Origin of the sequence: Glutamicibacter sp. AOP5-A2-18 (genome assembly GCF_052446055.1) — a bacterium.
Classification (GTDB): domain Bacteria; phylum Actinomycetota; class Actinomycetes; order Actinomycetales; family Micrococcaceae; genus Glutamicibacter.
In genome coordinates this window covers 1,667,925-1,692,629 of sequence record NZ_JBQSVW010000001.1, presented here as the reverse complement: position 1 = coordinate 1,692,629, position 24,705 = coordinate 1,667,925, and the positions used below count along the sequence as shown (strand labels likewise).

Below are 24,705 nucleotides of genomic sequence, written 5' to 3'. Positions count from 1 at the left end.
ACTAACGCGAGTCGGAATTACTTCTCGATCGAGTCTGCTTTGTTGCCCTCAACCTCATGGTGACCGTGAGCAGCATGTGCTGCTTCCAGTTCCGATGGGGTAACAGGAGCAACACGATCTTCGAAGAAGAACTTCGAGATCATTGCGCGGCGCTTCTCCGAACCGGAGACGTGGCCAGCGGCGTCAGGCTCTGCCGGGATGTACTGGCGATCCACGAAGTTGGTCAAGAGGTAACGCTTGTACACGTCGACCTCTTCGTGCTTCTCAGTGAATGCACCTTCAGGGGACATCTGGATGATGCCAGCTTCACGGCCGTGCAATACGATCTCACGATCCTTGCGCTGCAGCGAGAGGCAGATACGACGGGTCAACCAGAAGGCGAAGATTGGGCCTAGGAAGAACAGTGTACGCAACCAGTAGGTCACATCGTTCAGTGACACATGGAAGTGCGTTGCGATCAAGTCAGAGGATGCAGCTGCCCACATCACGCTGTACAAGGTCACACCGGCCATACCCATGGCGGTACGGAACGGAGCGTTACGCGGACGATCCAGCAAGTGGTGCTCGCGGTTGTCCTTGGTTACCCAACGCTCAATCCAAGGCCATGCGAACATCACCATGAAGATTGCGCCAGCAGGAACCAGTGCAGGCAACAGAACCGAAAGAACCAGAGTGTTGGTACCCCATGGGAATGGGATGTTCCACTCGAAGCTGAAGTTTCCAAGAACACCTGGCATCAAGCGCAGGGCGCCGTCAACAAAACCGATGTACCAGTCAGGCTGGGTACCAGCCGAAACAGGGGATGGGTCGTATGGTCCGTAGTTCCAAATCGGGTTGATCTGGAACAGGCCAGCGATCAGGGCAACGATGCCGAAGACGATGAAGAAGAATCCACCGGCCTTTGCAGCGTAAACCGGACCAACTGGGAAGCCAACAACGTTGTCGTTGGTGCGACCTGGGCCTGGGTACTGAGTGTGCTTGTGAGTCACAACCATGAACAGGTGGATGACGATCAGCAAGATGATCACTGCAGGCACAATCATGATGTGCAGTGAGTAAAGACGCTGGATGACATGCTCGCCTGGGAACTCGCCGCCGAAGAAGAACATCGACAGGTAAGTACCAACGATTGGCAGTGCCTTCATAACGCCATCGATAATGCGCAGACCGTTACCGGAAAGCAGATCATCGGGAAGGGAGTAACCGGTGAAACCAGCGGCCATACCCATAATCAGCAGAACGCCACCAACAACCCAGTTCAATTCACGTGGGCGACGGAATGCACCGGTGAAGAACACGCGGAGCATGTGCACGGACAGCGAAGCTACGAAGAGCAATGCCGACCAGTGGTGTACCTGACGCATGAACAAGCCACCGCGAACATCGAAGGAGATGTCCATAGTGGATGCCATAGCCGTGGACATTCCAAGGCCCTTCATTGGCACGTACGAACCTTCGTAGACCACGTGGGCCATTGATGGATCGAAGAAGAAGGTGAGGAAGGTACCCGAGAGCAGCAACAGTACGAAGGTGTACATTGCCACTTCACCGAACATGAATGACCAGTGATCTGGGAAGATCTTGCGACCGAATTCCTTGACGATGCCTGAGGCACCAACGCGGGAATCAACAAAATTCGCAATACGACCGGTGGTGGTCGCTGGGGTGTATTCGTTAGATGCACTCATGATTAGCCACGCTCCCAGTAGGCTGGGCCAACAGGCTCGTGGAAGTCACTCTGTGCAACCAGGTAGCCGTCAGCGTCAACGGTGATTGGCAGCTGAGGTAGAGCGTGTCCAGCCGGTCCGAAGACAACCTTGCATTCCTGAGTCAGGTCGAAGGTCGACTGGTGGCAAGGGCACAGCAGGTGGTGCGTGTGCTGCTCGTACAGTGCGATTGGGCAACCAACGTGGGTGCAAATCTTGGAGTACGCAACGATACCGTCAACGTTCCAGTCTTCACGGCCCTCGGAGATCTGCATTTCAGCTGGATCCATACGCATCAGCAGTACAACGGCCTTAGCCTTCTCATTGAGAGGGTTCTCGGTCTCGTTGATGCCTTCAGGTACAACGTGGAATGCCGAACCGATCTGAACATCCGATGCCTTGATCGGGGTGCCCGATGGATCGCGGGTCAGACGAATGCCGGTGTCCCACATGGTGTGGCGCATCTGGTCAATCATCTGGTGAGCGGTCTTACCGGTACGGTCCAGGTCGCGGAACATGAACACGGCTGGAATTGGAGCCAAAGCGATGGCGCCAATCAGGGTGTTGCGGATCAGCGGACGACGCTTGATACCGGATTCTTCGATGATGGTGTCTACGATCTCAACGGCATCTTGGCGGTCAGCCTCAGAGGTGATCTCGTGGCGCATTTCCATGAGCTCGTGATCTGGCATCAGGGTCTTTGCCCAGTGGACAATACCCACACCGATGCCGAGCATCGCGAAGCCAGTGCCGAGGCCCAAAGCAGCGTTCTGCACACGCAGTTCAGCGAAGGACATCTCGCCTAGGCGGCCCAGGACGAAGTAGGCCACGAAGAAGAAGAGCGTGCCGATGATGGAGATGGTAAATAGGAGCGCTACTTGACGCTCGTGTCGCTTGGCTGCGCGCGGATCGCGATCTGCGAGACGCGGACGATGGGGTGGTAAGCCTGGATCTGGGAAACGATCCTGAGCTACATCGTCAGCCTTAGCAACGGTGCCCGAGTTTTCGGGACTGCCGTGACTATGGTCGCCCATGTTTCTCTCTCATCCTTTTGTTAGGAATTTATGTACGTAGTGATGTTGCGGCTTGCGCCGCGCTTTAGGAAGGACGCGAGGTCAACCAAATGGTGAAGGCGATGATGATACCCAGACCAGCGGTCCAGGTGAACAGGCCTTCAGCAACCGGGCCCAAGGAACCCAACGCAGCGCCGCCAGCCGAACCATTAGCTTCAATGGTCTTCAGGAAGGTGATTACGTCACGCTTCTCGTCTGGGGTGATGTTGGAGTCGTTGAACACTGGCATGTTCTGTGGGCCGGTAGCCATCGCTTCGTAGATGTGCTTCTCGGTTACGCCCGTCAAAGTCGGAGCGAACTTACCACGGGTCAGTGCACCACCGGCTGCAGCAGCGTTGTGGCACATTGCGCAGTTCACGCGGAATACCGTTCCACCGTGAGCGGCGTCGCCCTCGGTGGTGTCTAGGTACTCTTCATCCGGGACAGACGGACCTGCACCCAAGCTGGCAACATAGGCTGCCAACTGAGAGATCTGCTTGTCGTCGAACTGAGCTGGCTTGGCCTGAGCCTGTGGGCCCTGCATCTGCATTGGCATACGGCCGGTGCCGACCTGGAAGTCAACAGCCGCCGCGCCTACGCCGATCAGCGAAGGACCGGAGTCAGAACCTTCGGCATGCATGCCGTGGCAGGTAGCACAGTTGGCGGCGAAAAGCTTTTGACCAGAGTCAACATCGGACTGCGATGCTGCGGTGGTCTCCGCGGCCTTCGCTTCGCTAATGTTTCCTGCTGCGGTGTAGAGACTGCCGGTAATCAGCAATCCAAACAGAAGCAGGGCCACAGCGGCGAGCGGGTGGCGGCGCTTTTTCGAAAGAGCCTTCACTTGCTGGTTCCTCACTTAGTTTCTTAGGTGTGATGTTGCCGTACTTCTTGTTGAGGCAACCTATTACTAAAAGCTGCTACTTCAAGAAGTAGATGATCGCGAATAGCGCGACCCAAACAACGTCAACGAAGTGCCAGTAGTAAGACACGACGATGGAACCCGTTGCTTCAAAGTGACCAAACTTCTTAGCCAACATTGCACGACCAATGATCAGCAAGAAAGCAATCAGGCCACCGGTCACGTGAATGCCGTGGAATCCGGTGGTCATGTAGAAGGCCGAAGCGTAGGAGTTCGAGTTTAGTGCTACACCCTCGTGAACGAGGGTGACGTATTCAAAAGCCTGGACCGAGACGAAGATGGAACCAAGGATGAAGGTAAGAATGAACCATTCAATCATTCCCCATTCCTTGAAGTTAAACAGTCCGCCGGAACGACGAGGCTTGAATTCTTCGGCACGGAACACACCAAGCTGGCACGAGAATGAGCTGGACACCAGAATCAAGGTGTTAACCAGCGCAAACGGCACGTTGAGTTTGGCAGTTTCATTCGCCCAGAGTTCGGGCGCGGCAGCCCGGAGGCTGAAGTACATGGCGAAGAGGGCGGCGAAGAACATGAGCTCGCTGGAGAGCCACACCATCGTTCCCACCGACACCATGTTTGGGCGGTTCGGCGCATGTGGCGCCGTCGTATTTGGGGCATGAGTCGCAGTTGTCACACTGACATTATGTCTCTAAATGCCCCTCAGATACCAATGCAAAAAGGCGTTGTCGGAGGTTTTTTGCGCCACATAGGGACAACATCCGCGGAAACACGCGGAAGTATCAAGAAAACTCTTTCTACAATTCGTAGAGCTTGAACCGGCGAGTCTGGCGAAACAATCGCTTAAGCAACAGATGCGTGTCCTATTTATCCCTGATCCCTCTAGGGATTTAGCGACTTATGCCACACCATCTGGCTTCACGAATTGGGCTACTACCGGCTAGCTAGATAGGCTTTCATTTGTGTCAACGAGCCTTGAATACGAAAAGTTCCCAACGTGGCCAGATCTTCTGGCTACCCTGATCAGCGGTGGCGATCTCAGTCGCGAACAGGCCGCTTGGGCCATGAATGAGATCATGAGCGGCGAAGCCAGCGATGTTCAAATCGCCGGCTTCCTCGTTGCGTTGCGTTCAAAAGGCGAAACCGTTGCCGAATTGACCGGTTTGGTCGACTCAATGGTGGCCAATGCACGGCCATTAAATATTGACGAACAAACTCTGGACATTGTTGGAACCGGCGGGGATCGTCAGAACACCGTAAATATCTCCACCATGGCCACCCTGGTGTGCGCCGGTGCCGGTATCAACATAGTTAAGCACGGCAATCGCGCCTCTTCTTCTTCCTCCGGATCCGCTGATGTTTTGGAAGCTCTAGGCGTTCGCCTCGACGTACCAATCGAGCGACTTGTAGAGGTGTATGACAAGGTTGGAATTGCGTTCTGCTTTGCCAACGTATTCCACCCCTCGATGCGTCACGTGGCCGGGGCCCGTCGACAATTGCGCATCCCTACCGCGTTTAACTTCATGGGTCCGCTCACCAATCCAGCACTACCTTCAGCTTCTGCGGTCGGCTGTTCGGACCTCGTCATGGCGCCGATCATGGCCGGTGTTCTAGCCAGCCGAGGTTCACGTGGCCTGGTATTCCGCGGAGAGGATGGACTCGACGAGCTGACCACAACATCAGCTAACCAGGTCTGGGAAATACGCGATGGAAAGGTCACCCAGTTTGCCTTTGACGCTGCAGACCTAGGGATCGACCGGGTTACTATCGAGCAGCTACGCGGCGGCGACGCTGTACACAATGCACAGGTTGTAAAGGACATTGTCTCTGGTTCCACTGGTCCAGCGCGCGATGCAGTATTGCTTAATGCAGCAGCCGGCATGGTTGCCTACGACAGCTCTAGCGAGGGCAGCTTCCTTGAACGGATGCGAACTGCCATGGACCGGGCAGCCAATTCTATCGATTCAGGCGCAGCCAAGGCCGTGCTGGAATCATGGTCAAAAACTACTCAGGAGATCGTAGGGGAGTAACCACACCTTCTACATACAAGGAAGCCCCTTAGTTGTTTGGTTTACAAACAACTAAGGGGCGTCCTTTGTGCGTTGTGATTAGTCGTCAAGACCCAGGGAGAACGCCGCTTCAAGGTCGTGATCCGAGTAGGCGCGGAAGGCAATATGCGTTTGGGTGCCTCGAATGCCGGGAATCTTGGAGAGCTTATTGGCGATTACTTCAGCCAGATCTTCATGCTTGTGCACCCGAGCCACCGCGATCAGATCCCAGTCACCAGCGACTGAATAAACTTCACTGATCCCGGGAATGGAGGAGATCTGCTGTGCACACTCTGGGATGCTGTCAGTTGCCGTCTGAATCATGACGAATGCGGTGACCATTGCTGCGCCTTTCACTACGTGGTCTCCATCGTGAAGACCCATTACTTAGTTTCAACTCTAGTCGAAAATGAATAATCAGCGAGCCTGCACCGACTCGAATCGAAAGCTCTTTACAGGATTATAAATTGGTATATCCACTTACAAAGTTATATGATTGTTGCATGATTGTACTTACCATTGACCAGCGGCGTTCCAGATCCTCCGAGGACAAGGTTCAAACACTCATCGAGCAGGCGAACGCCACCGTTGCGGTTGTCCGCCAATTCGAGCGTACCGCTGGTGATGAAGTTCAGGCTGTATTGGATGACGCGTCCGAAGCAATCAGGCTGGCAGTCATGATGGCAGCTTCGGGGGACTGGAGTGTCGGACTAGGTTTCGGCCAAGTGGAGACCCCGCTTTCTAAGGAAACTCGCGCCGGCCGCGGACCTGCCTTTGAATTCGCCCGCGTCGCCGTGGAGCGAGCAAAAAATACCAACGCTCACGTAGCGGTACATGGCCCGTCCCACGAAGCCACTCGACTTGAAGCAGAGCTTCAGCTAACTGCCTGCATCGTTTCCAAGCGACGAGCGACCGCGTGGGAGGCCGGTACTTTGGCTGACGAAGGTCTAACCCAACAGCAAATAGCAAAGGAACTGGGCATCACCCAGCAAGCGGTCTCATCTCGTCTGTCTGCCGCGTTATGGTTTGAAGCTAACCGCATGATGGATGAAGCGGCCAAGTCGCTAACAAGGCAACTGAAAATGCTGGGGGAGTCTTAGATGTTTTGGATCGCGTGGAGCAGCCTTGGACTGGCCACCATTCTTTCCTGCTTGGCTGCCTACTTTGGATCATCTATCGGCAAACGCGCGGGCACGCGAGAATTTCTGGTCGTCGCGGCCGGAATCCTAGCAATCGTTTCCGCTGTCGTTGCGGCCGTAACCGACTCAGTGGCACAGGCCTCAAACGTTCCGGCGTTCTACGTCATCGTGCTGTCCTCAATATTTGCTATCAGCTTCGGTGGACCCTTTACGGAGCTCGTGTTCCGCCTAGCAGCCAAGAATGACTCAACACTTGTTAAAGACGAATCCGACCCATCACCACTACGAGGTGGTTTATGGATCGGACTCTTAGAACGCGCCGCAATTGTTAGTACCCTATGGGCTAGCTGGCCTGAAGGCATCGCTATCGTCATGGCGATCAAGGGGCTGGGACGATTCTCAGAATTGAAGGATCACCGAGCCGCCGAGCAATTCATCCTGGGTACATTTGCCAGCGGGCTGATCGCAGCGGGTTCTTACGGGCTAGGCCTTTTGTTGTTGTGATCGCTTAGCGATCCATGACGTTACCGCGCGACGCCCAATCAAGAAGACCCCGAGGACAATCAGGGTCACAATGACGAACGAGAACGCCGCAGTTTTGCCCATCATGATCCGTACGACCATACCTATGGCTACCGTTCCCAGCCACACGAGAATTCCCGAGGGCCAGAGCTTGTTGATGGTCAGCCAAGGCTTGGACACAAGCGTCATGATGACGTAAGCAATCAGGAACGGCAACGCAGTCAGCAGGATCCCGCCGAGGCCCAAGCCATGTTCATGCTCACGGCGCCCAAGCGTCGCGAAAAGAATAATGAGAACAACGTCAATGACGGCCAGCATCGGCCATTTGCTGAGATTTTGCTTCATACACTCATCTTAGAGTCGTAGCCACTTCGCTAAGAAAGCCATGGCGAAGACTTGCCTGTTGACTCAGACACACGAGACGCGGATTCATTGCGGCTGACTACGGCGCCATACCCGAACCCCACGTCAACTAGCATTAGTAGCATGAAGGCATGGCCGGGCAGCGCGTGGATACAGCAGCATCAGATTGCGCTCTATCTCATTGCTATCCTCGCCGGATGTCTCATTGGGGAAGTAGCACCAAGCTCAGCGTCAGCCTTTTCCTTAGCCGTCAATCCGCTTCTTGGCATCCTAATGTTTTCAACGTTTCTGGGCATTCCATTGCTTGGCCTGCTCGATGGTCTTCGAGACATCAAGTTCATTGGTTCGCTTTTATTGGTGAACTTTGTACTCGTTCCCTGCCTTGTGCTGCTGGTGACCCGGATTATTCATATCGAGACTGCTGTGCTCATCGGTGTTGTGCTGGTGCTGCTGGCTCCTTGTGTTGATTACGTCATCGTCTTTTCTGGCATTGCCGGGGGAGATAACCACAAGCTGCTGGCCGCCGCACCATTGCTGCTCGTGCTGCAGATGCTTTTGATACCTATCTACATGTATCTGATCGTTGGGAAAACGTCGTTGACCGTTTTCACACCGGGTCCATTTCTCCACGCGCTCGTCACGCTAATCCTGCTACCGCTAGCCCTCGCCTGTGCCATGCAACTATTAGCTTCACGATTCAGCTGGGCCGGCCGCGTCGCACCACTTGCCGATTACCTCATGGCGCCAATCATGATGATGACATTACTGGCTGTTATTGCTTCACAATTTCATTCGATTTCATCCCAGCTCGGGGAGTTGCTGACACCGATCTTCGTCTTCGCCTTATTCGCCCTTGTAGCCGGGATCCTCTCAGTACTGACTGGCAAAGCGTTCGGTCTGACTACCCGTTCGCTACGCGCGCTGACATTCAGTGGGGTTACTCGAAACTCTCTCGTTGTGCTCCCGATTGCCCTAGCGTTGCCCGCTGAATTCGCATTGACTTCTTCTGTTGTAGTCACACAGACGCTCGTAGAGCTGATGGCCGTGCTGCTGATGATCAAAATAGTTCCTCGAATGATCTAGATGAACGCTTTCATGAACAAATAACTAGCGTTAAACAGGAAGTGACCTGCCTGAACGTCATAACGGCGTTCAGACAGGTCACTTCCTGTTTATCTAGAGGCAATGAGGGCACATTTCATAAATTGTGCGCCATAGTGTCAACTGATGATTAGCTGCGTCCGCCAGGAGGCCCCATGACCAGCATGGAGGAAAACACCCCAACGATGACTACGAACAAGATGACGGCGGTGAGAACTGGACGGGCCACTAACCACCTCATGAGCGAGTCCATCCAGGACTTATCGCCCGGGTGATCCGTGGCGGTAGTGCGCCACTGACCGTCCAATTTACCGTTGCGTTCAAGCCATTTGTCGAAGGGGATAGTTAGGAACGGAACGATGGACGTTGCGGCGGCGCCAAGAATAAGGCGCTTCCTCCAACGTTGGTTCATACCAACAAGAACTGCAGTGGCGATGTAGGAGAGGAAGACAAATCCATGAATGAACCCGGCAATTGATACCGGCCAATCACCGACTTTGATTCCGTATTTGAGAATCATGGCCAGAATTAACAGAGTCCAAGTGATCGCTTCTGCACGCGCGACAGTTCTGTATAGAGCGCTAGGTGACATGGTCTGGCGTCAGTCCTTGAAAGATAGGGGAGTACTACTCGAGTTTGAGTTCTCAACAACCTTATCGCGTGAACTCCTCGCCTTTGAATGAGACAAATTTTTTGAATCAAACGACTGTGAGAGATCCCGTCACATAGCTGCCTAGCAACCAACACCTCGAGGCTAAGGTAAGTTCCGGACTGTCTTGGTTATGAGTTCTCAGATTCTCAATCTCGTGCACGTCATTGCAAGTGCAATTAACGTGGACCCGCGAACACATACCCATACGTCGCCGGATCGGTGTTGTCGAGCGTTCGACTCCCAGATTGTGAACTGGCAAGGATCTAGGGTTTCAGTCGCTGGTTCAGCGTTTCGTTTACTGGCGGGCACACACCACTGTCGTAACCGATGAGCTGCCGCACGAATCAAGCGCAGCAAGACCTGCGTTCGTTGGACATGTGCGTATCTAGGTTCACCAACACGTCAGGCAGTCGCGAGGAAGGTATTGAGTGATCGGTGTTTAGATGCTTTATCAACGTTTGAACGCCTAGATGACCCTCAATGGGGAACAGCCAGTTTTCCACTACTTTACATAATGTAGATTATCGGCTTATTGATAACCTGCGCAGAAGTACGTGATCACCCGCCCAGATACATGGATACGACGCTTCGTGAGCAACAAGTTTTTACGCTTCGGAATCCTGTAGTGCGAGCCGATGTCCAGCAAAGTCCACGGTCTGATAAATGAACTGGCGGGTTCGTTCGTCATGCATTGAATAGATTGTGTGTCGACCAACCTTTGACGTTTGCAGAACGTCAGCAGCACGAAGCTTCGTCAAGAACTGACCTGCGACCGTTGGACTCACACCAATTTGCTGAGCCAGTTCTGGCAACGACATGTCACCTCGACACAACACCCACAGCATTTGAAGCCGCAACGGATCAGCCATGGTCTTGAGCACGAGAACACTCATTTCCAATAGATCCCTCGGGATCATTCCTTCTTGTGTCTCCAGGACGCCAAAGTCACTGGTCATCGATCTCGCCCCTTAGATTCATTCCTTAGGATCATCACCGTTGAGCCGTAGGTGGTAGTCCTTTCGAGTCCGTCCATTATGGTCACGCGCGCCGATAAAGCGATAGGTCTTGCCGAAATTCGCCTAGAGTCTCCGCTCACCCCACTAAACTCGCCAGCACTCCCCTGCATAAATCAACCCGTATGACATAACATAAAGGTAAGTTGACTAGAGATTTTACAGACCCACTGACTTGGTCACGCGCTTTTCACCGATTGGATCGCCACCGTGCGAACCTGCGAAATTGGATGCTAAGCGCGAGGGTGGCAAAATTTAGCTATGCCCGATTCGTTGCCAGATGTTCCCGTGACCGAACTCGGCGTCACCCGTATCCTCCATGCCCTCAACGCTCAAGGAATTGACCTTGACCAAGCGCAACGCGAACTCGTTGGAATCTTGGGACGATTCATTCACGCTGATACCAGCAATGATCGACAGGGCGTATATATCTACGGGCCACCAGGCCGCGGCAAGACACTAATCACCAACACATTTGTCGCGCTTCAATCGTCCAGAACCACCAAGCGATTTCACTTCCATGAGTTCTTTCAGAAACTGAATTCCCCGGTCAATCGAGTCCCGGGTCAGCCGATGGGAGCCATCTTCTCCCAAGGACTCGAGCGAGAATTAGCTGGCGTCGAGTTGCTCGTTTTTGACGAATTTCACTGCACCGAACCAGGGGACGCCATGCTCATGGGCAAACTCGTCAAGTATTGCCGTGAGCACGGCATCCGACTGGTCACCACCTCAAACTACGAACCCGAGAAGTTGTTGGATGATGACACCTTCCACCATCTAGTTAAACCAATAATCGAGAACATCCGCTTGAACTTCGAGGTCTTTGAACTCGATAATTCATTGGACTATAGGCTCGTGGACAACGGCCACTCAGGTGAGCGCACCGGATTCCGAGCCGGCTCACTGACCTTACTCCCCCAGGAAATTCTTGCCTCTGAACAGGCCACATGGGTTGAGATTGGTTATGACCGTATCCAAGCCACTGGAGTCGAGGACGACACGATATGGATCAGTTTTGATCAAATGTGCCGCACCCGTCGAAACACCGCTGACTATCTAGAACTCGCCAATAGATACTCACATTGGCACATCAGTGAGATTCCATCGAGTGACACTATGGCAATGGATGAGGAACGCAGGCTCGCTAACCTCATAGACGTCTTCTACGACAAGGATGTCGAAGTACATCTGTACGCTGAAGATGATTTATCCAGGCTTGGCCACATGCTTCACGACACCGAAAAGGCCCGACTGACTTCCCGTCTAGCCCAACTCAAACGCAGCGAACACGAACGGACAAGCGCTTCTCGATGAACACCGACTACACAGCTCAGGAAATCCAAGACCTCGTTAGCGAAGTACTTGAGGCAGCGGATGAAAACGGCGTACTGCCGATTGTTCAGCTGGGACATCCAGTTCTTCGACAACGCGCTACCGCCTACAACGGTCAACTTCCAACGCAAATGCTTGAAGAACTTCTCGAGGCGATGCGCCAGACAATGTATGACGCGCCTGGCGTAGGGCTAGCCACGCCACAGGTTGGAATCCCTCTGCAGATTGCTGTGTTGGAAGATCTTTATCCAATTCCAGAATCCAGCGCGCTAGAACGTGAGCGGGAACCGTTGGAGTACTTTGAAATCTTCAACCCGAGCTACGTAGCTACCTCTGACCGCCAAGCTGAATTCTTTGAAGGCTGCCTATCCTTCGACGGATTCCAGGGAGTCGTAACCAGGCCAGCAGACATCACTGCCACCTTCGAAGATCGTGAGGGGCAAGAACAGTCGAGATCCTTTAGCGGATGGCAGGCACGTATCGTTCAGCACGAAACTGACCACCTCTTTGGCACGGTCTATGTAGACAAAGTCGAAACTCGTTCGCTCATCAATGAGAGCGAGCTTTGGCACCATGATGATCTAGATGTCGCTACTGCCCGACGGGTACTAAATTTCTAATGACCAACGCCTCAACCACCGCAACCTGTCCTGTCTGCGAGCTAGAGCTGGTCTTCAGTGACGAACAGCGTAAGACGTTGATCTGTTCAAACGGTCATCGATTTGATGCGGCCAAGCAAGGGTATTTCAACTTCCTTACCGGGAAGGGGACGAACTTCCTTGAAGACACTTCCCCAATGGTTCAGGCACGCGATGCCTTCCAGTCCAAGGGACACTATGCTCCGCTAGCGCAACGACTAGCAGCGCTGATCAACGAGCATCATCACAGCGACGTACTGGAAATCCTCGATGCCGGTGCCGGAACCGGCTACTACTTAGCTGAAATCCTCAAAGCCTCGCCAAGCACTCATCAGGATGCTCTTGCCCTGGATATCTCGCGATACGCGATGCGTCGCGCGACGAAGGTGCCTGCTACTTTGGCGATGGTTTGGGACGTTTGGCGTAAGCTCCCAACGGCCGACGCATCACGCGACGTCGTGCTTAATTGCTTCGCCCCGCACAATCCTGCTGAGTTCCGCCGGGTATTACGGGCCAATGGATTGTGCCTAGTAGTTACCGGAGAGCCTGGACATCTCCAAGAAGTCATTGAGCCGCTAGGCATGCTTTCTGTTGCCGAGGGAAAGCAAGAATCCCTGACTGAAAAGTTCGGCTCCGAACAGTTGCGCCATATCGCATCCGAAAATCTGAGCTACACGATGAGCTTGGATTCTTCAGACCTATTCAACCTGGCCTTCATGGGACCGGCAGGCCACCATCTGTCCCCCGATACGTTGCGAGACAAAGCTGAAGCGTTGGGCACTCAAGAAGTCACCGCATCCTTTGGAGTACACATTTTCGCTCCGAGCGCCTAGAAGATACCCCAAAATGACTACTCATTTATGGGAGCGTGTACGGCAGAATATAAGAAAGGCCAAAGCTTCTGGTCCTTGTCTTATGAGAAATTAGGTGGATTTCATGACTACAGCGGAATGGATCATAAGTAACGCGTGGGTCATTTGGCTCGCGCTGTTCTTGCTGCTGGCCATCATCGAGATGCTCTCTCTAGATCTCTACTTCATCATGCTTGGCGTCGGAGCCCTCGGCGGTGTCACTGTTGCACTGCTTAGTGGCCCCATGTGGTTACAGGTAGTTGTTTTCTGCCTTGTTTCTCTCCTCATGATTTTGCTCGTTCGCCCCATCGCGATGAAACATCTGAAAAAGTCACCTGTCGGTTATCGAACCAACATCGAACGACTTATCGGTGCGGACGCTCTCATCCTTGAACCAACTTCGCGCCTGTCAGGTTCGGCAAAAATTCAAGGTGAAACCTGGACGGCACGGGCAGAACCAAGTGTGCCGACAATGTCGCCTGGTACCTATGCCGTAGTTTCCCGCATTGACGGAGCAACCGCCTTCCTGACGTCGAAGCCCGCTGATCAAGCGGACGTCTAGAGCTAGCTCAACTGCTATTTACCACTCATCACCCAGCACAATGAAAGTGAGTATGACCATGAATAACAATGGTTTTGGCTTGTCTGTTGTGCTTGTCGTTTTGGCAATCTTCGTGATTGTCGTTCTATTGCGCAGCGTACGAATCGTGCCTCAGGCACGAGCTGGCATTGTGGAACGTCTCGGCAAGTACAACCGCACTTTGAACCCCGGCTTGACGATTTTGATCCCATTTGTGGATCGCCTCTTGCCCCTGCTGGACCTGCGCGAGCAGGTTGTTTCGTTCCCACCACAGCCGGTGATCACCGAAGATAACCTGGTTGTCTCCATTGATACCGTGGTCTACTTCCAGATCACCGAGGCACGTGCAGCTACGTACGAAATCGCCAACTACATCCAGGCTGTCGAGCAGCTCACGACCACCACGTTGCGTAACGTGGTCGGCGGCTTGAACTTGGAACAGGCCCTAACCAGCCGAGACCAGATCAATGGTCAGCTTCGCGGCGTGTTGGATGAAGCTACCGGCAAGTGGGGCATCCGTGTTTCCCGCGTTGAGCTGAAGGCTATCGATCCTCCCCTGTCGATCCAGGACTCCATGGAAAAGCAGATGCGTGCAGAGCGTGACCGCCGTGCTGCGATTTTGACCGCTGAAGGTACCAAGCAGTCCTCGATCCTTACCGCCGAAGGTCAGCGTCAGGCTGAGATCCTCCGAGCCGAAGGTGACGCGCAGTCCTCCATCCTTCGTGCTGATGGTGAAGCTCAGGCTATTCAGAAGGTCTTCGACGCAATCCACGCGGGCCGTCCGGATCAAGAGTTGCTGGCTTACCAGTACCTGCAGACCCTGCCCAAGCTTGCCGAAGGTACCTCAAACACCTTGTGGGTTATCCCAAGTGAGCTCACCGAGGCTTTGAAGGGCATCGGCGGAGCTTTAGGTGGAAACGGTGCTGCTTCAGCTCCGACTTCCCCAGCTGCCCCACGCACTGACGTGTAGTAGTAACAGCTTAAATAACTAGATCGCGCTCTGCGGCGAGGTGCATGCTTTGCGCCTCGCCGCAGACGCGTATAATGGATGTTTTGGTACTTAGTGAAAGTCAGCTGCTTGTCGGCTGGAATTATTTCCGGATATCAAACGTTGGTACGTGTAGCGAATTCTTTAAACATCGCGGAGGAAAAAACATGAGCGATCGCAGCCTACGAGGCATGCGCCTGGGTGCACAGAGCATGGAATCTGAGGCAGGTGTGGAGCCGGCTGCCCGTCAGCGCGTGGAATACCGTACCGAGGACGGCGAGACCGTCTTCGTTGTCTTTGCAGCAGAAGCTGAAATTCCAGCCGTTTGGCACACCAAAACGGGCAAGGAAGCCAAGCTTGTCCACGGCGAAGCTAGGGCAGAAGAAGCTAGCAACGAAAAGCCAGTTCGTACCCACTGGGACATGCTCCTCGAGCGTCGCAGTGAAGAAGAGCTGGAAAAGACTCTGGCAGACCGCCTGACGCAGCTTCGCGCTGCTCGCGGGGAATCAGCCTAACTTCTCCCCCAGCAACGGACACCGTCGAGTGCAGCGTCCGTTTCAGAATCGTTTGAGGGGCCGGTGCCGCAACTAATAGTTGCAGCACCGGCCCCTCAGGTGTTTCTAGCATTCACAATGCGCTGTGATTAAAAGAAAATGGCGCGCACCCGTTACCCGGGCGCGCACCAACTTCTACAAATTTACTTCTTTGAGGTGAGCTTCTTCCAGCGTGCACCCATGCCCCAGCGAGTCACGTTCCACATTGCTTCAAAAACAATGTTGCCGCTCATCTTCGAAGCGCCAAGTTCACGCTCAACGAAGGTTACTGGAACCTCAACGATTCTCTTGCGCAGCATGGCTACGCGGAAAGTCATATCAACCTGGAAGCCGTAGCCACGTGATTCGACGGCGTCAAAGTCAATGGCTTCAAGCGTCTCACGCTTGAATGCTCGGTAGCCTGCGGTAATGTCACGCAGTGGCAAACCAAGCATGGTGCGGGAGTAGAAGCTACCACCACGGGAAATGATCTTACGCAGCAGTGGCCAGTTCACAACCTCTCCACCCTTGACCCAACGCGAACCGATCACCAGGTCTGCGCCAGCGGCGCTTGCTTCGAGCAGGCGCGGAAGTTGCTCAGGCATGTGCGAGCCGTCAGCATCCATCTCGACAAAAACGTCGTAGTCGCGAGCCAAGGCCCATTCGAAACCAGCGATGTAGGCAGCGCCCAAACCGTCCTTGCCCGTACGGTGCAGCACATGGATGTTTGCGTCATCAGCTGACATCTTGTCAGCTAGTTCACCGGTGCCATCAGGTGAATTGTCGTCGACGATCAATACATCCGAATCCGGAACGGCGGACCGCAACCGTCCTACTGTTAGCGGGAGCGACTCCAGCTCGTTATAGGTCGGGATGATGGTAATGACGCGCACTCGGCGGCACCTTTCTGGGTATGCAACAAGAATGTTCTCCCTGCCCGGCAGTTGAGACAAAACATTGTCAGATATTGCTACGGATAGAGATAGTCCAAACTCAAAGTATAGTCATCAATTGCTCGTGAAGCCGCCGTAGACACTGGATTAAACAGCGATCCTCAGTGACTTCGGCCCTATCTCGCGCGCCATAGGCACGCAAAATGTTATCTAAGGTCACTGAGGATCGTTGTTCAACTTGCGTCGTACCGAACGCAATGCTTGTGCATCACGAAGAGGCGCTTAGTTCAGCCTAGTGGTTACCCCACCCACACTGTCAACCGTCTAATGACTTCAGTCTTTATCTAGACGACTCAAGTCAACGTAGGTTTCCTAAAAATGTTAAGGCTGAAGTCAAAGTTTTACTTTAAGCTAATTTTGAGTTTCGAGGTTGTCAAAAATCGTCACGCCGGCACGCACCGTACGCAGGCACTCAGGGATTTCCTCGTCCACTACCGGCAGCATAGGCGTACCAGCGCGGGCATCTGTGCTCCACGAACTAATGCGAACGTCCGGGGTCTGCACGGCCAGTTCTGATGCGGTCCACACGGCGAAGGTTGCTTGCGCGCCAATGGCTAGTTGTCCGGCCAACGGGTTCATCTCCCCCATCGCACGATACGTGGATCGAGTCTGGGCAAGGAATGCTGCACGAGCCGAAACCCGTCCCTGGGTGTTAGACATATTCATGGCCGCGCGCACCACCTGCCAACCGTCAACCTCGGTGACTGGTGCATCAGAGCCAAGGACCATGGGAACGCCGGCAGAAAGCATTGCCGAGAGGTTATTCATGGACTCGGCGCGCTGCCCCAGCCTCTGAGCGTACATGCCGTTCGAACCACCCCAAGCGTGATCGAAAACTGGCTGCATGGACACGGTGATCGCATACTGCAGCAGTCGCTGACGCGTAACATCATCAACCATTTCGACGTGCTCCAGGCGGTGCCGGGCCATCTGGAGTTTAGGAACACCGATTTCTTGTGCGGCCAGATCAAATCCGTCCAGCACCTCATCCAGTGCACCATCACCAATAACGTGGAAGGAAGCCTGGATACCTCGGCTGCTACAAGCCACAACGTGAGCGGCGATTTCTTCCTTGTTTAGGTACAGCGTGCCGCGTTCCCCGGCCTTGTCGCTGTAGTCTTCGCGCAGGTAGGCGGTGTGGCTACCTAGTGAGCCATCAACTTTCAGGTCCCCACCAATACCTAGCAAACGTCCCTTAGGGAACGAGCTGAAGAGCTCGTCTGCGGTGTCTGCGTCACTAACAGCTTCGCCCCAGAAGCCATAAACCTGCGGAAGCTTTGGCTGGTTATCGGCCAGTAGCTGATCTAGGGCAGCGCGACCCTCAAGGTGCGGGGCAGCCATCTCCACGACGGTGGCAAAACCACGCGATGCATAGTGTGCCAGTGCCAAACGCTGGAATTCATGATCCGCTTTTTGTGCCTTGGCAATCGCCAAACGTACGTCGTCGTGATCAGCTCCGGCTACCACGCCAGGCTTCAGGTGACCCAGCCCAAGGAAATCAAGCAGTTCCCGGTTGACCAAGGCACTGTGAACATCACGGCGCGAAAGATAGTAGGCACGACCGTCGGCGGCGCTGGTGAGGTCGTTAGCCTCTGGCAGAGTTTGGTCTTCCCAATCGGAATTGTCCCAACCCTGCGCAAGAACTACCTTGCTGGATTTCTGACCCTGAACGGCAACCAAGGACAGCAAAGAGCTTGCCGAAGTTGCTGAACTTAAGTCAGCACCCGAAAGAGTGCGTCCTAAGGCGGCCAGGTGGGTGTGGGACTCAACGAATGCCGGAGTCACCAATGCGCCTCGCAGATCGATGACCTCATCGACATTCTCGGCGTGGCGGTCTGCTGCGTCCTCACCGCCAAGCCATGAAATAGTATCGCCATCTACAACAATGGCGGTCGCAAACGGATCCGCGGCTGAATAAACTGCCCCGTTTCGGTACAGTGTTTTTGCCATCAGTGTGCTCCCTTTTCTCGTGCACCGATTAGTTAGTTTTGATTCACCTAAACCGTGTAGGTGTTAGGCCAAGACATTTGAGTAGGCCACAACTCCGCGCTTGACCTGGTCGACAGCCTTATAGGCATTGCGCACAAGCATCGGAGGCAACTCAGGGTTCTTGGCAAACTGATCCAGGGTGTCGATGACCTGTTTTGCCCAGCGTACAAAGTCCCCGGGCGCCATATCTGTGCCACGCAATGCGCTGTTCAAGCTTGCTCCTCTGGCCCACTTGTACATTGGCCAGATCAAGCCCGACTCAGGTGGCGCAGTTGGATCAAGGCTTAATGTTTCCTCTGCGTCAGAGAGCTCGCCCCAAATCTTGATCGTGCTATTCCAGATGTCCGCGATCTTGTCGGTAGGCATCTTTGGATCTGCACGGTCCCCGTCACGACGTGCCTGATAGACCAAGCTGGCTACCACGGCGCACAATTCGTCAGAGTTGAGCTTGGTGAGCTTGCCGGTTTCTAGGATCTGGCTGGTCAGCAAGTCTCGATCGCCGTAGATCCTTCGCAAACGCCGGCCGGAATCAGTCAGCGTGAAACCTTCATCATCTTCATCAGGAGTAAGGTATTCGAACTGCTCCAGAACCTTGCAGACCTTGTCGAATTCCGTAGCAATGGTATTGGTCCGCCCGCGGATCGCTCGACGGGCTTTCTCAGTATCCTTTTTCAGCTTCCAATACCGGTCAGCCCAACGCATGTGCTGGTCTTTCTCGGAGCACGAATGGCAAGGATGATCTTTGAGCTGTAGACGCAGCTCATTGATTTCGCGCTCGGTTGAGTCCGCACCTTCGTAATTGAACCCCTGCGCATCCAGACGCGGTGGACGTTCCTCATAGACAGCATTGTGCAGGGAGGCCGTTAGATCGCGACGCTCCTTGGGCGTACGTCCGCTGAAACCTTTAGGGATGCGAATCCGAGAAATGATCTCTACCGGACCGGTCAGGTCATCAACGGACAAACGTCGAAGCTGACCTTCTTCGGTGAGAACGGTGTGGCGCGGGTTGTACATGGCGGTATCAAGTTCGATCACCACGGCTCGGCCGAATCGACGGCCACCTGGCAGATCTACCACATCACCGCGCATTACTGCCTGCAAGGAGCGTTCGGCAGCTGAGCGTCGCTCGGTGCGCCTGCTCTTTGCGGCGTTCTTTTCCATGGTGGCTAAATTGCGCTGTAACTTCAGATATTCCGTGAAGTCGCCCAAATGGCATTCCATGGACTTGGCGTAGCCGGCCAGAGACTCTTCCTTGGAGCGGACCTGTCGTGCCATGCCAACCACCGAACGGTCGGCTTGGTACTGTGCAAAGGACGATTCCAAGATTTGTCGTGTTTGTTCGCGTCCAAACTGCGCCAGCAGGTTGGTGGACATGTTGTAGGTCGGGCGGAACGAAGAATTCAGTGGATAAGTACGCTTTGAGGCCAGACCTGCGAGGGATTCTGGTTCAAGCTCCGGATTCCATACAACGATGGAGTGGCCTTCTACGTCGATACCGCGACGTCCTGCACGCCCGGTGAGCTGGGTGTATTCGCCGGAAGAAATTTGTACGTGGGATTCACCGTTGAACTTGACTAGCTTTTCCAACACCACTGAACGGGCTGGCATGTTCACGCCTAGCGCCAAGGTTTCGGTAGCGAATACAACCTTGATGAGGTTTCGTGCAAAGAGGTCTTCCACGATCTCTTTGAAGATCGGCAGTAGTCCGGCGTGGTGTGAAGCGAAGCCTCGAACCAGACCATCTCGCCAAGCCCAAAATTCGAGAACGTCGAGGTCCTCGCTCGGAATCCGATACGAGACTTCTTCGAGCGCCTGCGCAATTTCTGCTGCTTCTTCATTAGTCGTCAGGCGAAGGTCGGCCATGGCGCACTGTTGCACAGCCATATCGCAGCCCTTGCGAGAGAAAATGAAGAAGATCGCTGGAAGCAATGATGCACGGTCTAGTTTGCCAATAACCGAGGGACGGTTGACTCGTTGGCCGAAGCCAGAACCACGCTGCGGTCCTCGACTGCCTTTTCCGCGGCCGCGCTGAACGCGTCCACCGGAATTGTGGGTACGGACCAATTTGCGCAGTTCAGGGTTAACGCTGGCCTTCGCTTCGCCTTCTGCCACCTTGTCGAAGGAAACGTCTTCGGCAAATAGGTCAACTACGTTGGAGCCCACCATGACGTGTTGGAACAGCGGAACAGGTCGGTGCTCCGAAACGATAATGTCGGTCTGTCCACGCACGGTATCTAGCCATCCACCAAATTCTTCGGCGTTGGAGACAGTGGCTGACAGGGAGATGATTTGCACGTTCGAGGGAAGGTGAATGATCACTTCTTCCCACACCGCGCCACGGAATTTATCCGCTAGGTAATGGACTTCGTCCATGATGACGTAGCCAAGACCGTCCAGTGTCTGAGAGTCGGCGTAAAGCATGTTACGCAAGACTTCAGTGGTCATGACGACAATCTGAGCTTCAGAATTGATTGAGGTATCACCGGTGAGCAGGCCAACGCTTTGCGCACCATAACGATTGACCAGTTCCGAATATTTCTGGTTGCTCAGGGCTTTGATCGGGGTGGTGTAAAAGGCTTTACGGTTTTCCCGCAATGCCTGGAAGATGGCAAATTCACCGACTACGGTTTTGCCGGCACCGGTTGGCGCAGCAACAAGAACGCTGTGCCCCTCGGTGACCTTTTGGCAGGATTCGGCTTGGAATGGATCCAATTCGAAAGAGATGCTGGCACGAAAATCAGGTAATGCAGTGCCCTGCTCGACCTGCCGTGTCTTGGAAATCGCGTATCGTTCCGCGGGTGAAGTCACTTGCGGCCGTTCTCTTTCTCGCCGATGAATTACAGCTGTGAGTTGGGTTCGTCGAGAGGACTAGGTTCTTGGATGTTCGAGGAATTTCCCTGCGCCATCCGCTCGTTTTCAGCGTCTAACGCCGCTTGCTTCTTGGCACGCTTCTTATCGTTGAAGTGACAGAAGACCGTAGCTGCTGCAAAGGTCAAGAAGAGCGGACCGGCCAAAGCGAACATCGTAATCGCGTCGCCACCAGGAGCAGCCATTGCGGCGACCAAGGCAATCAGGAAGACAGTGATACGCCAGTTCTTCAGAATGACCTTGGCCGGCAGCACGCCTACCAAGTTCAGTCCAACCATCAGCACGGGCACAAGCATTGCGCAACCGAAAGCGAGCAGAAGCCGAATAATGAACGGCAAATACTCGTTGATGTTGATCAGGTTAAGCGAGTTCTCCGGAGCCAGGCTGATGAAGAAGTGCAGTGCGAATGGCAGCACAAAATAAGCCATCGCAACGCCGCCGATAAATAGCGGAACCGAGACTGCGACGAAGCTGTAACTGAGGCGTCGCTCGTTCTTTTTTAGACCTGGAACGATAAACGCCCAGAGCTGATAGAGCCAGACCGGCGATGAGATCAGAATTCCGACGAACAGCGCAACCTTGATCATGATGTCGAATGGCGACATCACGGCCGTGAAGTTCACTGACCCGCCAGCGGCCTCAACCGGAGCGATAATCAGCTCAAGAAGCCAGTCGTAAAGGAAGAATCCTGCGACAGTGCCCAGCGTCAATGCGATGAGCGATATAAAAAGGCGGTTCCGGGCTTCAATCAGATGCTCTTTAAGAGACATCCGCCCTTCTTCGTCCTTGACCCGCTTTTTCTTAGTGCGCGGTGTCTTGTCTTTATCTATTGCCACTGAGGAAGTCTACGAGTTGTTCTTTTCGTTTGGATTCTGTTCGTTGACGGTGCCGTCAACAGTCTCAGATTTGGGATCGTCGTCCTTCATCTGGCGCACCTCAGACTTGAAGATGCGAAGCGACTGACCCATCGAGCGAGCCAAACCTGGAAGCTTTGGAGCTCCGAAAAGAAGCAGTGCCAAAACGATAATGACGACTAAGTGCCATCCCTGTAAACCACCCATGTGATTTCCCTTCTCTCAAACTAAAGTCTACGTCAGAACAGGCGAAGATCGCGCATGTTCTGAGCTTGGCCACGTTCTGCACGACGGGTGACCCGACGTACCCGGCGGGCCTCGATCCGTTCGACCTTACCTATGCTGCGCTGGGCACGAATCTCCTCTGGATCACCGTGCGTGGCGTCGGTGCCGTGAGGATAGCGTCGCGTGTTCTCGGTGTACGCAACGACCGTGCCAGGCTGGCTCAGCCCAGCACTAACATGATCTGCAGCTGCGCCTAAGGCGTCGACTACTGACATGCCGCGTTTGAACAGCCTGAAGCCTGCGAGCACAGCAAGTAGCAATGTCGCCAAAGCTAGGACAGTCCACAATAGGACCCAAAACCACCAAGGAAGCATCTATCAATCCTCATACATTCCGATGGCCTCGTCCAGCCACAGCACAACTTGTTCGCGCGTAGCGTCAGGAGAGACCACAGCCAGTTTACCGCCATGGCGAGCGATCAATGGCTCTGCGACCTGATGATCTGAGAACCGGACGGTGGCCAGATAGCCATTCTCGACCTTACCGGTGGACCATGAAACTGGATGGAACGCCTCAATCACCGGCAGAATATCAGCATCAACATAGAGAATTACCTCTAGATCTTCGGCCTGTGACTGATAGTGAAGCTGCACATCTTGTTGATCATCGTGTCGCGGCGTGACGTCGAACTGTTCATCAAGCGTTTCTGCGCTTAATACTCGATCGACACGGAAAGTTAGCATGCTTTCACGAGTTCGGCACCACGCCCGCAGGTATTGAACTGACCCATCTTCGATCATTCGTACAGGTTCCACGTCGCGCAGTTGGTGAGTTCGAGAACTAGCGGAGTAGTAATCAATGCGAACTACGTTTTGCTTCTTGACGGCCTGAACCAGTTGTTGCGGGATGTCATTCTCACGAGCCTTGGACAGAGCGAAGCCCAACGCGCCGTTCCACCCCTCAAAACGGGCCACCGCCGAATTAACCTTGCCCAGGGCAGAAGCCAGAACATCTTGATGCTCAAACTCTGGGATGCTCGCCAGTGCGTTCAAACCGCCAAGCACGGCAACTGCTTCCATGGGCGCAAGTTTTTGTGGCTCAGCCAGCAGCGCCGCATTGGAAATAGTGACTGTGTCAGACTCTAAATCCCCGTCGTTGACGTTGATCAACTCGTCGTGCTGTCCGTTCGGGACACCACACATCATGATCATGGCCAATTCTTCGCGGATCTTGGCAACGCTCATGGAGTAGCGTGTTGCCAGTTCTTCGATTCCTACCGCACCATGGGCCGCGACATACTGAATCATGTCGATATTTCTCATGACTTGGGTGGTGGTAGTTCCACGCCCGGTTGCCCTGTTGGGGCGGAACTTCGCCTGCGAGTAGCTATCAATCCCCTGCTGTGCGACCTGGGTGGCCCGAGCCGCGCTCAAGCACAGCTGAACCTGCTCCGCTAGGTGCGCCGGTGAGAGGACTTGGACGGCCGGCCCATAAGCGGCAAGTTCTGCGGCAAATGATTGTGGGTCCGAATAGCCAATCTGAAGTTGCGGGTTATCACTGTTCCCGTTCAGCGACTGTGCACGTAGTGGGATCGCCTCATCGCTGTGCAGCTTGATGGTGGCAATATGTCCCGGGTGCTTCAAATCAAAATCTTGCAGCACCTGATTCATCGAAAATTCAACGGGCCGCTGATGATATTCGCTCGTCGTTCCGCTATGCCGGGAATTTGTGAATTTTCCTTGCACTCGTGACAGGCGGAAAACACGGACGTCCTCACGACTGTGATCAAATCCGGTGAAGTACCAGTTACCGTAGCGCTGCCCGATCCCCCAAACATCCACGTTGCGTTCGGTCTGAGTGCCTTGCGAAGAAACGTAAGAGAACTTCAGGCTCTTGCGGTTAAACACCGCCAGCGCACATTCTTTGAAATTTGGTTCGTCCATGGACAAGCGTGGCACCAGCGAGCCCGCGAGCGGAGAAACCGGTGGCGTCGATTCAAGATGTCCGGTGACTCGTGCCGCCGCGTTCAGACCCAGAGCCTGTAGCTTGGTGTCTTTCCATAGGCTCGCAGCCAGGGCAATCATGCCGGCCTCTGCAGGGCTGAATTTCACTGGGGGTAAGAACCAGTCAGTTGTATCTAGGCTGTAGTACGGCACGCCGTCGATAGACTCTTTGTTCAGCTGCAGACCAAAGTCATTGCGAATCTCGTCTTTGAGTCGGTCTAAGGCCTTCTCGCGGGTATCGGCTGAGCCGTCTGGCACGAGGTACTCGCCGATTAGATCGGCGTTGAACTTCCGGGACTTGGTAGCCAGGGCATAGATCAGGCTGGTTAGGCGTTCTGCCTTGCTTGGTCCGCTGGATTGCTTTGTGCTCACGTGCTTAGACTAACCAACTTTCTACCTTACTGAGAGCTTTTAA

Annotated in this window: 25 protein-coding genes; 10 read left to right on the top strand and 15 right to left on the bottom strand. The window is 54.1% G+C overall.

The window, feature by feature from the left end:
- Positions 1 to 17: 17 nt before the first annotated feature.
- The 4 genes from qcrB to ctaE all read right to left on the bottom strand — a co-directional run bounded on the left by qcrB (position 18) and on the right by ctaE (position 4,314).
- A complete protein-coding gene (gene qcrB / locus ACT3RW_RS07970; RefSeq protein WP_131088211.1) occupies positions 18 to 1,688 on the bottom strand; it encodes a cytochrome bc1 complex cytochrome b subunit in 1,671 nt (556 codons plus the stop codon).
- 2 nt (positions 1,689 to 1,690) lie between these two features.
- On the bottom strand, positions 1,691 to 2,740 hold the full coding sequence (gene qcrA / locus ACT3RW_RS07965; protein WP_131088210.1) for a cytochrome bc1 complex Rieske iron-sulfur subunit: 1,050 nt from the start codon (positions 2,738 to 2,740) through the stop codon (positions 1,691 to 1,693).
- A gap of 64 nt (positions 2,741 to 2,804) precedes the next feature.
- The gene (gene qcrC / locus ACT3RW_RS07960; protein WP_131088209.1) at positions 2,805 to 3,599 is read right to left on the bottom strand and encodes a cytochrome bc1 complex diheme cytochrome c subunit; all 795 of its coding nucleotides are present in this window, start codon (positions 3,597 to 3,599) and stop codon (positions 2,805 to 2,807) included.
- A gap of 76 nt (positions 3,600 to 3,675) precedes the next feature.
- The gene (gene ctaE / locus ACT3RW_RS07955) at positions 3,676 to 4,314 is read right to left on the bottom strand and encodes an aa3-type cytochrome oxidase subunit III (protein ID WP_262197783.1); all 639 of its coding nucleotides are present in this window, start codon (positions 4,312 to 4,314) and stop codon (positions 3,676 to 3,678) included.
- Between the two features lie 286 nt (positions 4,315 to 4,600).
- Between ctaE and trpD the strand changes: the two genes are divergently transcribed.
- A complete protein-coding gene (trpD, locus tag ACT3RW_RS07950) occupies positions 4,601 to 5,668 on the top strand; it encodes an anthranilate phosphoribosyltransferase (RefSeq protein ID WP_131088207.1) in 1,068 nt (355 codons plus the stop codon).
- 78 nt (positions 5,669 to 5,746) lie between these two features.
- On the opposite strand, the gene ACT3RW_RS07945 is transcribed toward trpD, so the two are convergent.
- On the bottom strand, positions 5,747 to 6,028 hold the full coding sequence (locus tag ACT3RW_RS07945; RefSeq protein ID WP_131089764.1) for an Lrp/AsnC family transcriptional regulator: 282 nt from the start codon (positions 6,026 to 6,028) through the stop codon (positions 5,747 to 5,749).
- A 161-nt stretch (positions 6,029 to 6,189) separates the two neighbouring features.
- On the opposite strand from ACT3RW_RS07945, the gene ACT3RW_RS07940 reads away from it, so the two are divergent.
- Together ACT3RW_RS07940 and ACT3RW_RS07935 are read left to right on the top strand one after the other, a co-directional pair.
- Positions 6,190 to 6,786 (top strand): sigma factor-like helix-turn-helix DNA-binding protein, encoded by a 597-nt coding sequence (locus ACT3RW_RS07940; protein ID WP_444613390.1) that lies wholly within the window; start codon positions 6,190 to 6,192, stop codon positions 6,784 to 6,786.
- Positions 6,787 to 7,329, top strand: coding sequence for a hypothetical protein (locus tag ACT3RW_RS07935; RefSeq protein ID WP_131088205.1), 543 nt, complete (start codon positions 6,787 to 6,789; stop codon positions 7,327 to 7,329).
- On the opposite strand, the gene ACT3RW_RS07930 is transcribed toward ACT3RW_RS07935, so the two are convergent.
- Entirely contained in the window at positions 7,309 to 7,692 is a 384-nt protein-coding gene (locus ACT3RW_RS07930; protein WP_131088204.1) for a DUF3054 domain-containing protein, read from the bottom strand. The genes ACT3RW_RS07935 and ACT3RW_RS07930 overlap by 21 nt on opposite strands.
- A 141-nt stretch (positions 7,693 to 7,833) precedes the next feature.
- Between ACT3RW_RS07930 and ACT3RW_RS07925 the strand changes: the two genes are divergently transcribed.
- On the top strand, positions 7,834 to 8,793 hold the full coding sequence (locus ACT3RW_RS07925; RefSeq protein ID WP_444613389.1) for a bile acid:sodium symporter: 960 nt from the start codon (positions 7,834 to 7,836) through the stop codon (positions 8,791 to 8,793).
- A gap of 148 nt (positions 8,794 to 8,941) precedes the next feature.
- Here the strand turns inward: ACT3RW_RS07925 and ACT3RW_RS07920 are convergent, their stop codons facing one another.
- Both ACT3RW_RS07920 and ACT3RW_RS07915 read right to left on the bottom strand, forming a co-directional pair.
- Positions 8,942 to 9,403, bottom strand: a complete 462-nt coding sequence (locus tag ACT3RW_RS07920; protein ID WP_131088202.1) for a DUF3817 domain-containing protein — start codon at positions 9,401 to 9,403, stop codon at positions 8,942 to 8,944.
- 665 nt (positions 9,404 to 10,068) lie between these two features.
- Positions 10,069 to 10,419: an ArsR/SmtB family transcription factor gene (locus ACT3RW_RS07915; RefSeq protein WP_131088201.1), complete on the bottom strand. Its 351-nt coding sequence runs from the start codon at positions 10,417 to 10,419 to the stop codon at positions 10,069 to 10,071.
- Between the two features lie 318 nt (positions 10,420 to 10,737).
- On the opposite strand from ACT3RW_RS07915, the gene zapE reads away from it, so the two are divergent.
- The 6 genes from zapE to ACT3RW_RS07885 all read left to right on the top strand — a co-directional run bounded on the left by zapE (position 10,738) and on the right by ACT3RW_RS07885 (position 15,380).
- Complete coding sequence (gene zapE / locus ACT3RW_RS07910; RefSeq protein WP_444613388.1) at positions 10,738 to 11,790, top strand: cell division protein ZapE; 1,053 nt, start codon at positions 10,738 to 10,740, stop codon at positions 11,788 to 11,790.
- Entirely contained in the window at positions 11,787 to 12,428 is a 642-nt protein-coding gene (def, locus tag ACT3RW_RS07905; RefSeq protein WP_444613387.1) for a peptide deformylase, read from the top strand. The genes zapE and def overlap by 4 nt, the downstream gene beginning before the upstream one ends.
- Positions 12,428 to 13,279 carry a putative RNA methyltransferase gene (locus ACT3RW_RS07900; protein WP_444613386.1) on the top strand — a complete coding sequence of 284 codons (852 nt, stop codon included), beginning with the start codon at positions 12,428 to 12,430 and terminating at the stop codon, positions 13,277 to 13,279. The genes def and ACT3RW_RS07900 overlap by 1 nt, the downstream gene beginning before the upstream one ends.
- A gap of 103 nt (positions 13,280 to 13,382) precedes the next feature.
- Complete coding sequence (locus tag ACT3RW_RS07895; RefSeq protein WP_444613385.1) at positions 13,383 to 13,859, top strand: NfeD family protein; 477 nt, start codon at positions 13,383 to 13,385, stop codon at positions 13,857 to 13,859.
- A gap of 58 nt (positions 13,860 to 13,917) precedes the next feature.
- On the top strand, positions 13,918 to 14,847 hold the full coding sequence (locus tag ACT3RW_RS07890; protein WP_444614628.1) for an SPFH domain-containing protein: 930 nt from the start codon (positions 13,918 to 13,920) through the stop codon (positions 14,845 to 14,847).
- A 185-nt stretch (positions 14,848 to 15,032) separates the two neighbouring features.
- Positions 15,033 to 15,380, top strand: a complete 348-nt coding sequence (locus tag ACT3RW_RS07885) for an RNA polymerase-binding protein RbpA (protein ID WP_131088196.1) — start codon at positions 15,033 to 15,035, stop codon at positions 15,378 to 15,380.
- Between the two features lie 182 nt (positions 15,381 to 15,562).
- Here the strand turns inward: ACT3RW_RS07885 and ACT3RW_RS07880 are convergent, their stop codons facing one another.
- The 7 genes from ACT3RW_RS07880 to ACT3RW_RS07850 form a co-directional block, all read right to left on the bottom strand.
- Positions 15,563 to 16,291: a polyprenol monophosphomannose synthase gene (locus tag ACT3RW_RS07880; protein ID WP_444613384.1), complete on the bottom strand. Its 729-nt coding sequence runs from the start codon at positions 16,289 to 16,291 to the stop codon at positions 15,563 to 15,565.
- A 411-nt stretch (positions 16,292 to 16,702) separates the two neighbouring features.
- Positions 16,703 to 18,301: an amidohydrolase gene (locus ACT3RW_RS07875; protein WP_444613383.1), complete on the bottom strand. Its 1,599-nt coding sequence runs from the start codon at positions 18,299 to 18,301 to the stop codon at positions 16,703 to 16,705.
- A gap of 63 nt (positions 18,302 to 18,364) precedes the next feature.
- Positions 18,365 to 21,148, bottom strand: coding sequence for a DEAD/DEAH box helicase (locus tag ACT3RW_RS07870; protein WP_444613382.1), 2,784 nt, complete (start codon positions 21,146 to 21,148; stop codon positions 18,365 to 18,367).
- A 29-nt stretch (positions 21,149 to 21,177) separates the two neighbouring features.
- Entirely contained in the window at positions 21,178 to 22,044 is an 867-nt protein-coding gene (gene tatC / locus ACT3RW_RS07865) for a twin-arginine translocase subunit TatC (protein ID WP_131088192.1), read from the bottom strand.
- A 9-nt stretch (positions 22,045 to 22,053) separates the two neighbouring features.
- Positions 22,054 to 22,269, bottom strand: coding sequence for a Sec-independent protein translocase subunit TatA (tatA, locus tag ACT3RW_RS07860; protein WP_131088191.1), 216 nt, complete (start codon positions 22,267 to 22,269; stop codon positions 22,054 to 22,056).
- 32 nt (positions 22,270 to 22,301) lie between these two features.
- Entirely contained in the window at positions 22,302 to 22,661 is a 360-nt protein-coding gene (locus ACT3RW_RS07855) for a hypothetical protein (RefSeq protein ID WP_131088190.1), read from the bottom strand.
- Between the two features lie 3 nt (positions 22,662 to 22,664).
- Positions 22,665 to 24,662, bottom strand: a complete 1,998-nt coding sequence (locus ACT3RW_RS07850; protein ID WP_444613381.1) for a helix-turn-helix transcriptional regulator — start codon at positions 24,660 to 24,662, stop codon at positions 22,665 to 22,667.
- Between the last annotated feature and the right edge of the window lie 43 nt (positions 24,663 to 24,705).

What these genes read in the sequence shown, in the direction of transcription:
- qcrB (WP_131088211.1), bottom strand. Translation starts at nt 1,688, where the DNA reads ATGAGTGCATCTAACGAATACACCCCAGCGACCACCACCGGTCGTATT.
- qcrA (WP_131088210.1), bottom strand. Translation starts at nt 2,740, where the DNA reads ATGGGCGACCATAGTCACGGCAGTCCCGAAAACTCGGGCACCGTTGCT.
- ACT3RW_RS07945 (WP_131089764.1), bottom strand. Translation starts at nt 6,028, where the DNA reads ATGGTCACCGCATTCGTCATGATTCAGACGGCAACTGACAGCATCCCA.
- ACT3RW_RS07940 (WP_444613390.1), top strand. Translation starts at nt 6,190, where the DNA reads ATGATTGTACTTACCATTGACCAGCGGCGTTCCAGATCCTCCGAGGAC.
- ACT3RW_RS07935 (WP_131088205.1), top strand. Translation starts at nt 6,787, where the DNA reads ATGTTTTGGATCGCGTGGAGCAGCCTTGGACTGGCCACCATTCTTTCC.
- ACT3RW_RS07930 (WP_131088204.1), bottom strand. Translation starts at nt 7,692, where the DNA reads ATGAAGCAAAATCTCAGCAAATGGCCGATGCTGGCCGTCATTGACGTT.
- ACT3RW_RS07925 (WP_444613389.1), top strand. Translation starts at nt 7,834, where the DNA reads ATGAAGGCATGGCCGGGCAGCGCGTGGATACAGCAGCATCAGATTGCG.
- ACT3RW_RS07920 (WP_131088202.1), bottom strand. Translation starts at nt 9,403, where the DNA reads ATGTCACCTAGCGCTCTATACAGAACTGTCGCGCGTGCAGAAGCGATC.
- ACT3RW_RS07915 (WP_131088201.1), bottom strand. Translation starts at nt 10,419, where the DNA reads ATGACCAGTGACTTTGGCGTCCTGGAGACACAAGAAGGAATGATCCCG.
- zapE (WP_444613388.1), top strand. Translation starts at nt 10,738, where the DNA reads ATGCCCGATTCGTTGCCAGATGTTCCCGTGACCGAACTCGGCGTCACC.
- def (WP_444613387.1), top strand. Translation starts at nt 11,787, where the DNA reads ATGAACACCGACTACACAGCTCAGGAAATCCAAGACCTCGTTAGCGAA.
- ACT3RW_RS07900 (WP_444613386.1), top strand. Translation starts at nt 12,428, where the DNA reads ATGACCAACGCCTCAACCACCGCAACCTGTCCTGTCTGCGAGCTAGAG.
- ACT3RW_RS07895 (WP_444613385.1), top strand. Translation starts at nt 13,383, where the DNA reads ATGACTACAGCGGAATGGATCATAAGTAACGCGTGGGTCATTTGGCTC.
- ACT3RW_RS07890 (WP_444614628.1), top strand. Translation starts at nt 13,918, where the DNA reads ATGAATAACAATGGTTTTGGCTTGTCTGTTGTGCTTGTCGTTTTGGCA.
- ACT3RW_RS07885 (WP_131088196.1), top strand. Translation starts at nt 15,033, where the DNA reads ATGAGCGATCGCAGCCTACGAGGCATGCGCCTGGGTGCACAGAGCATG.
- ACT3RW_RS07875 (WP_444613383.1), bottom strand. Translation starts at nt 18,301, where the DNA reads ATGGCAAAAACACTGTACCGAAACGGGGCAGTTTATTCAGCCGCGGAT.
- tatA (WP_131088191.1), bottom strand. Translation starts at nt 22,269, where the DNA reads ATGGGTGGTTTACAGGGATGGCACTTAGTCGTCATTATCGTTTTGGCA.
- ACT3RW_RS07855 (WP_131088190.1), bottom strand. Translation starts at nt 22,661, where the DNA reads ATGCTTCCTTGGTGGTTTTGGGTCCTATTGTGGACTGTCCTAGCTTTG.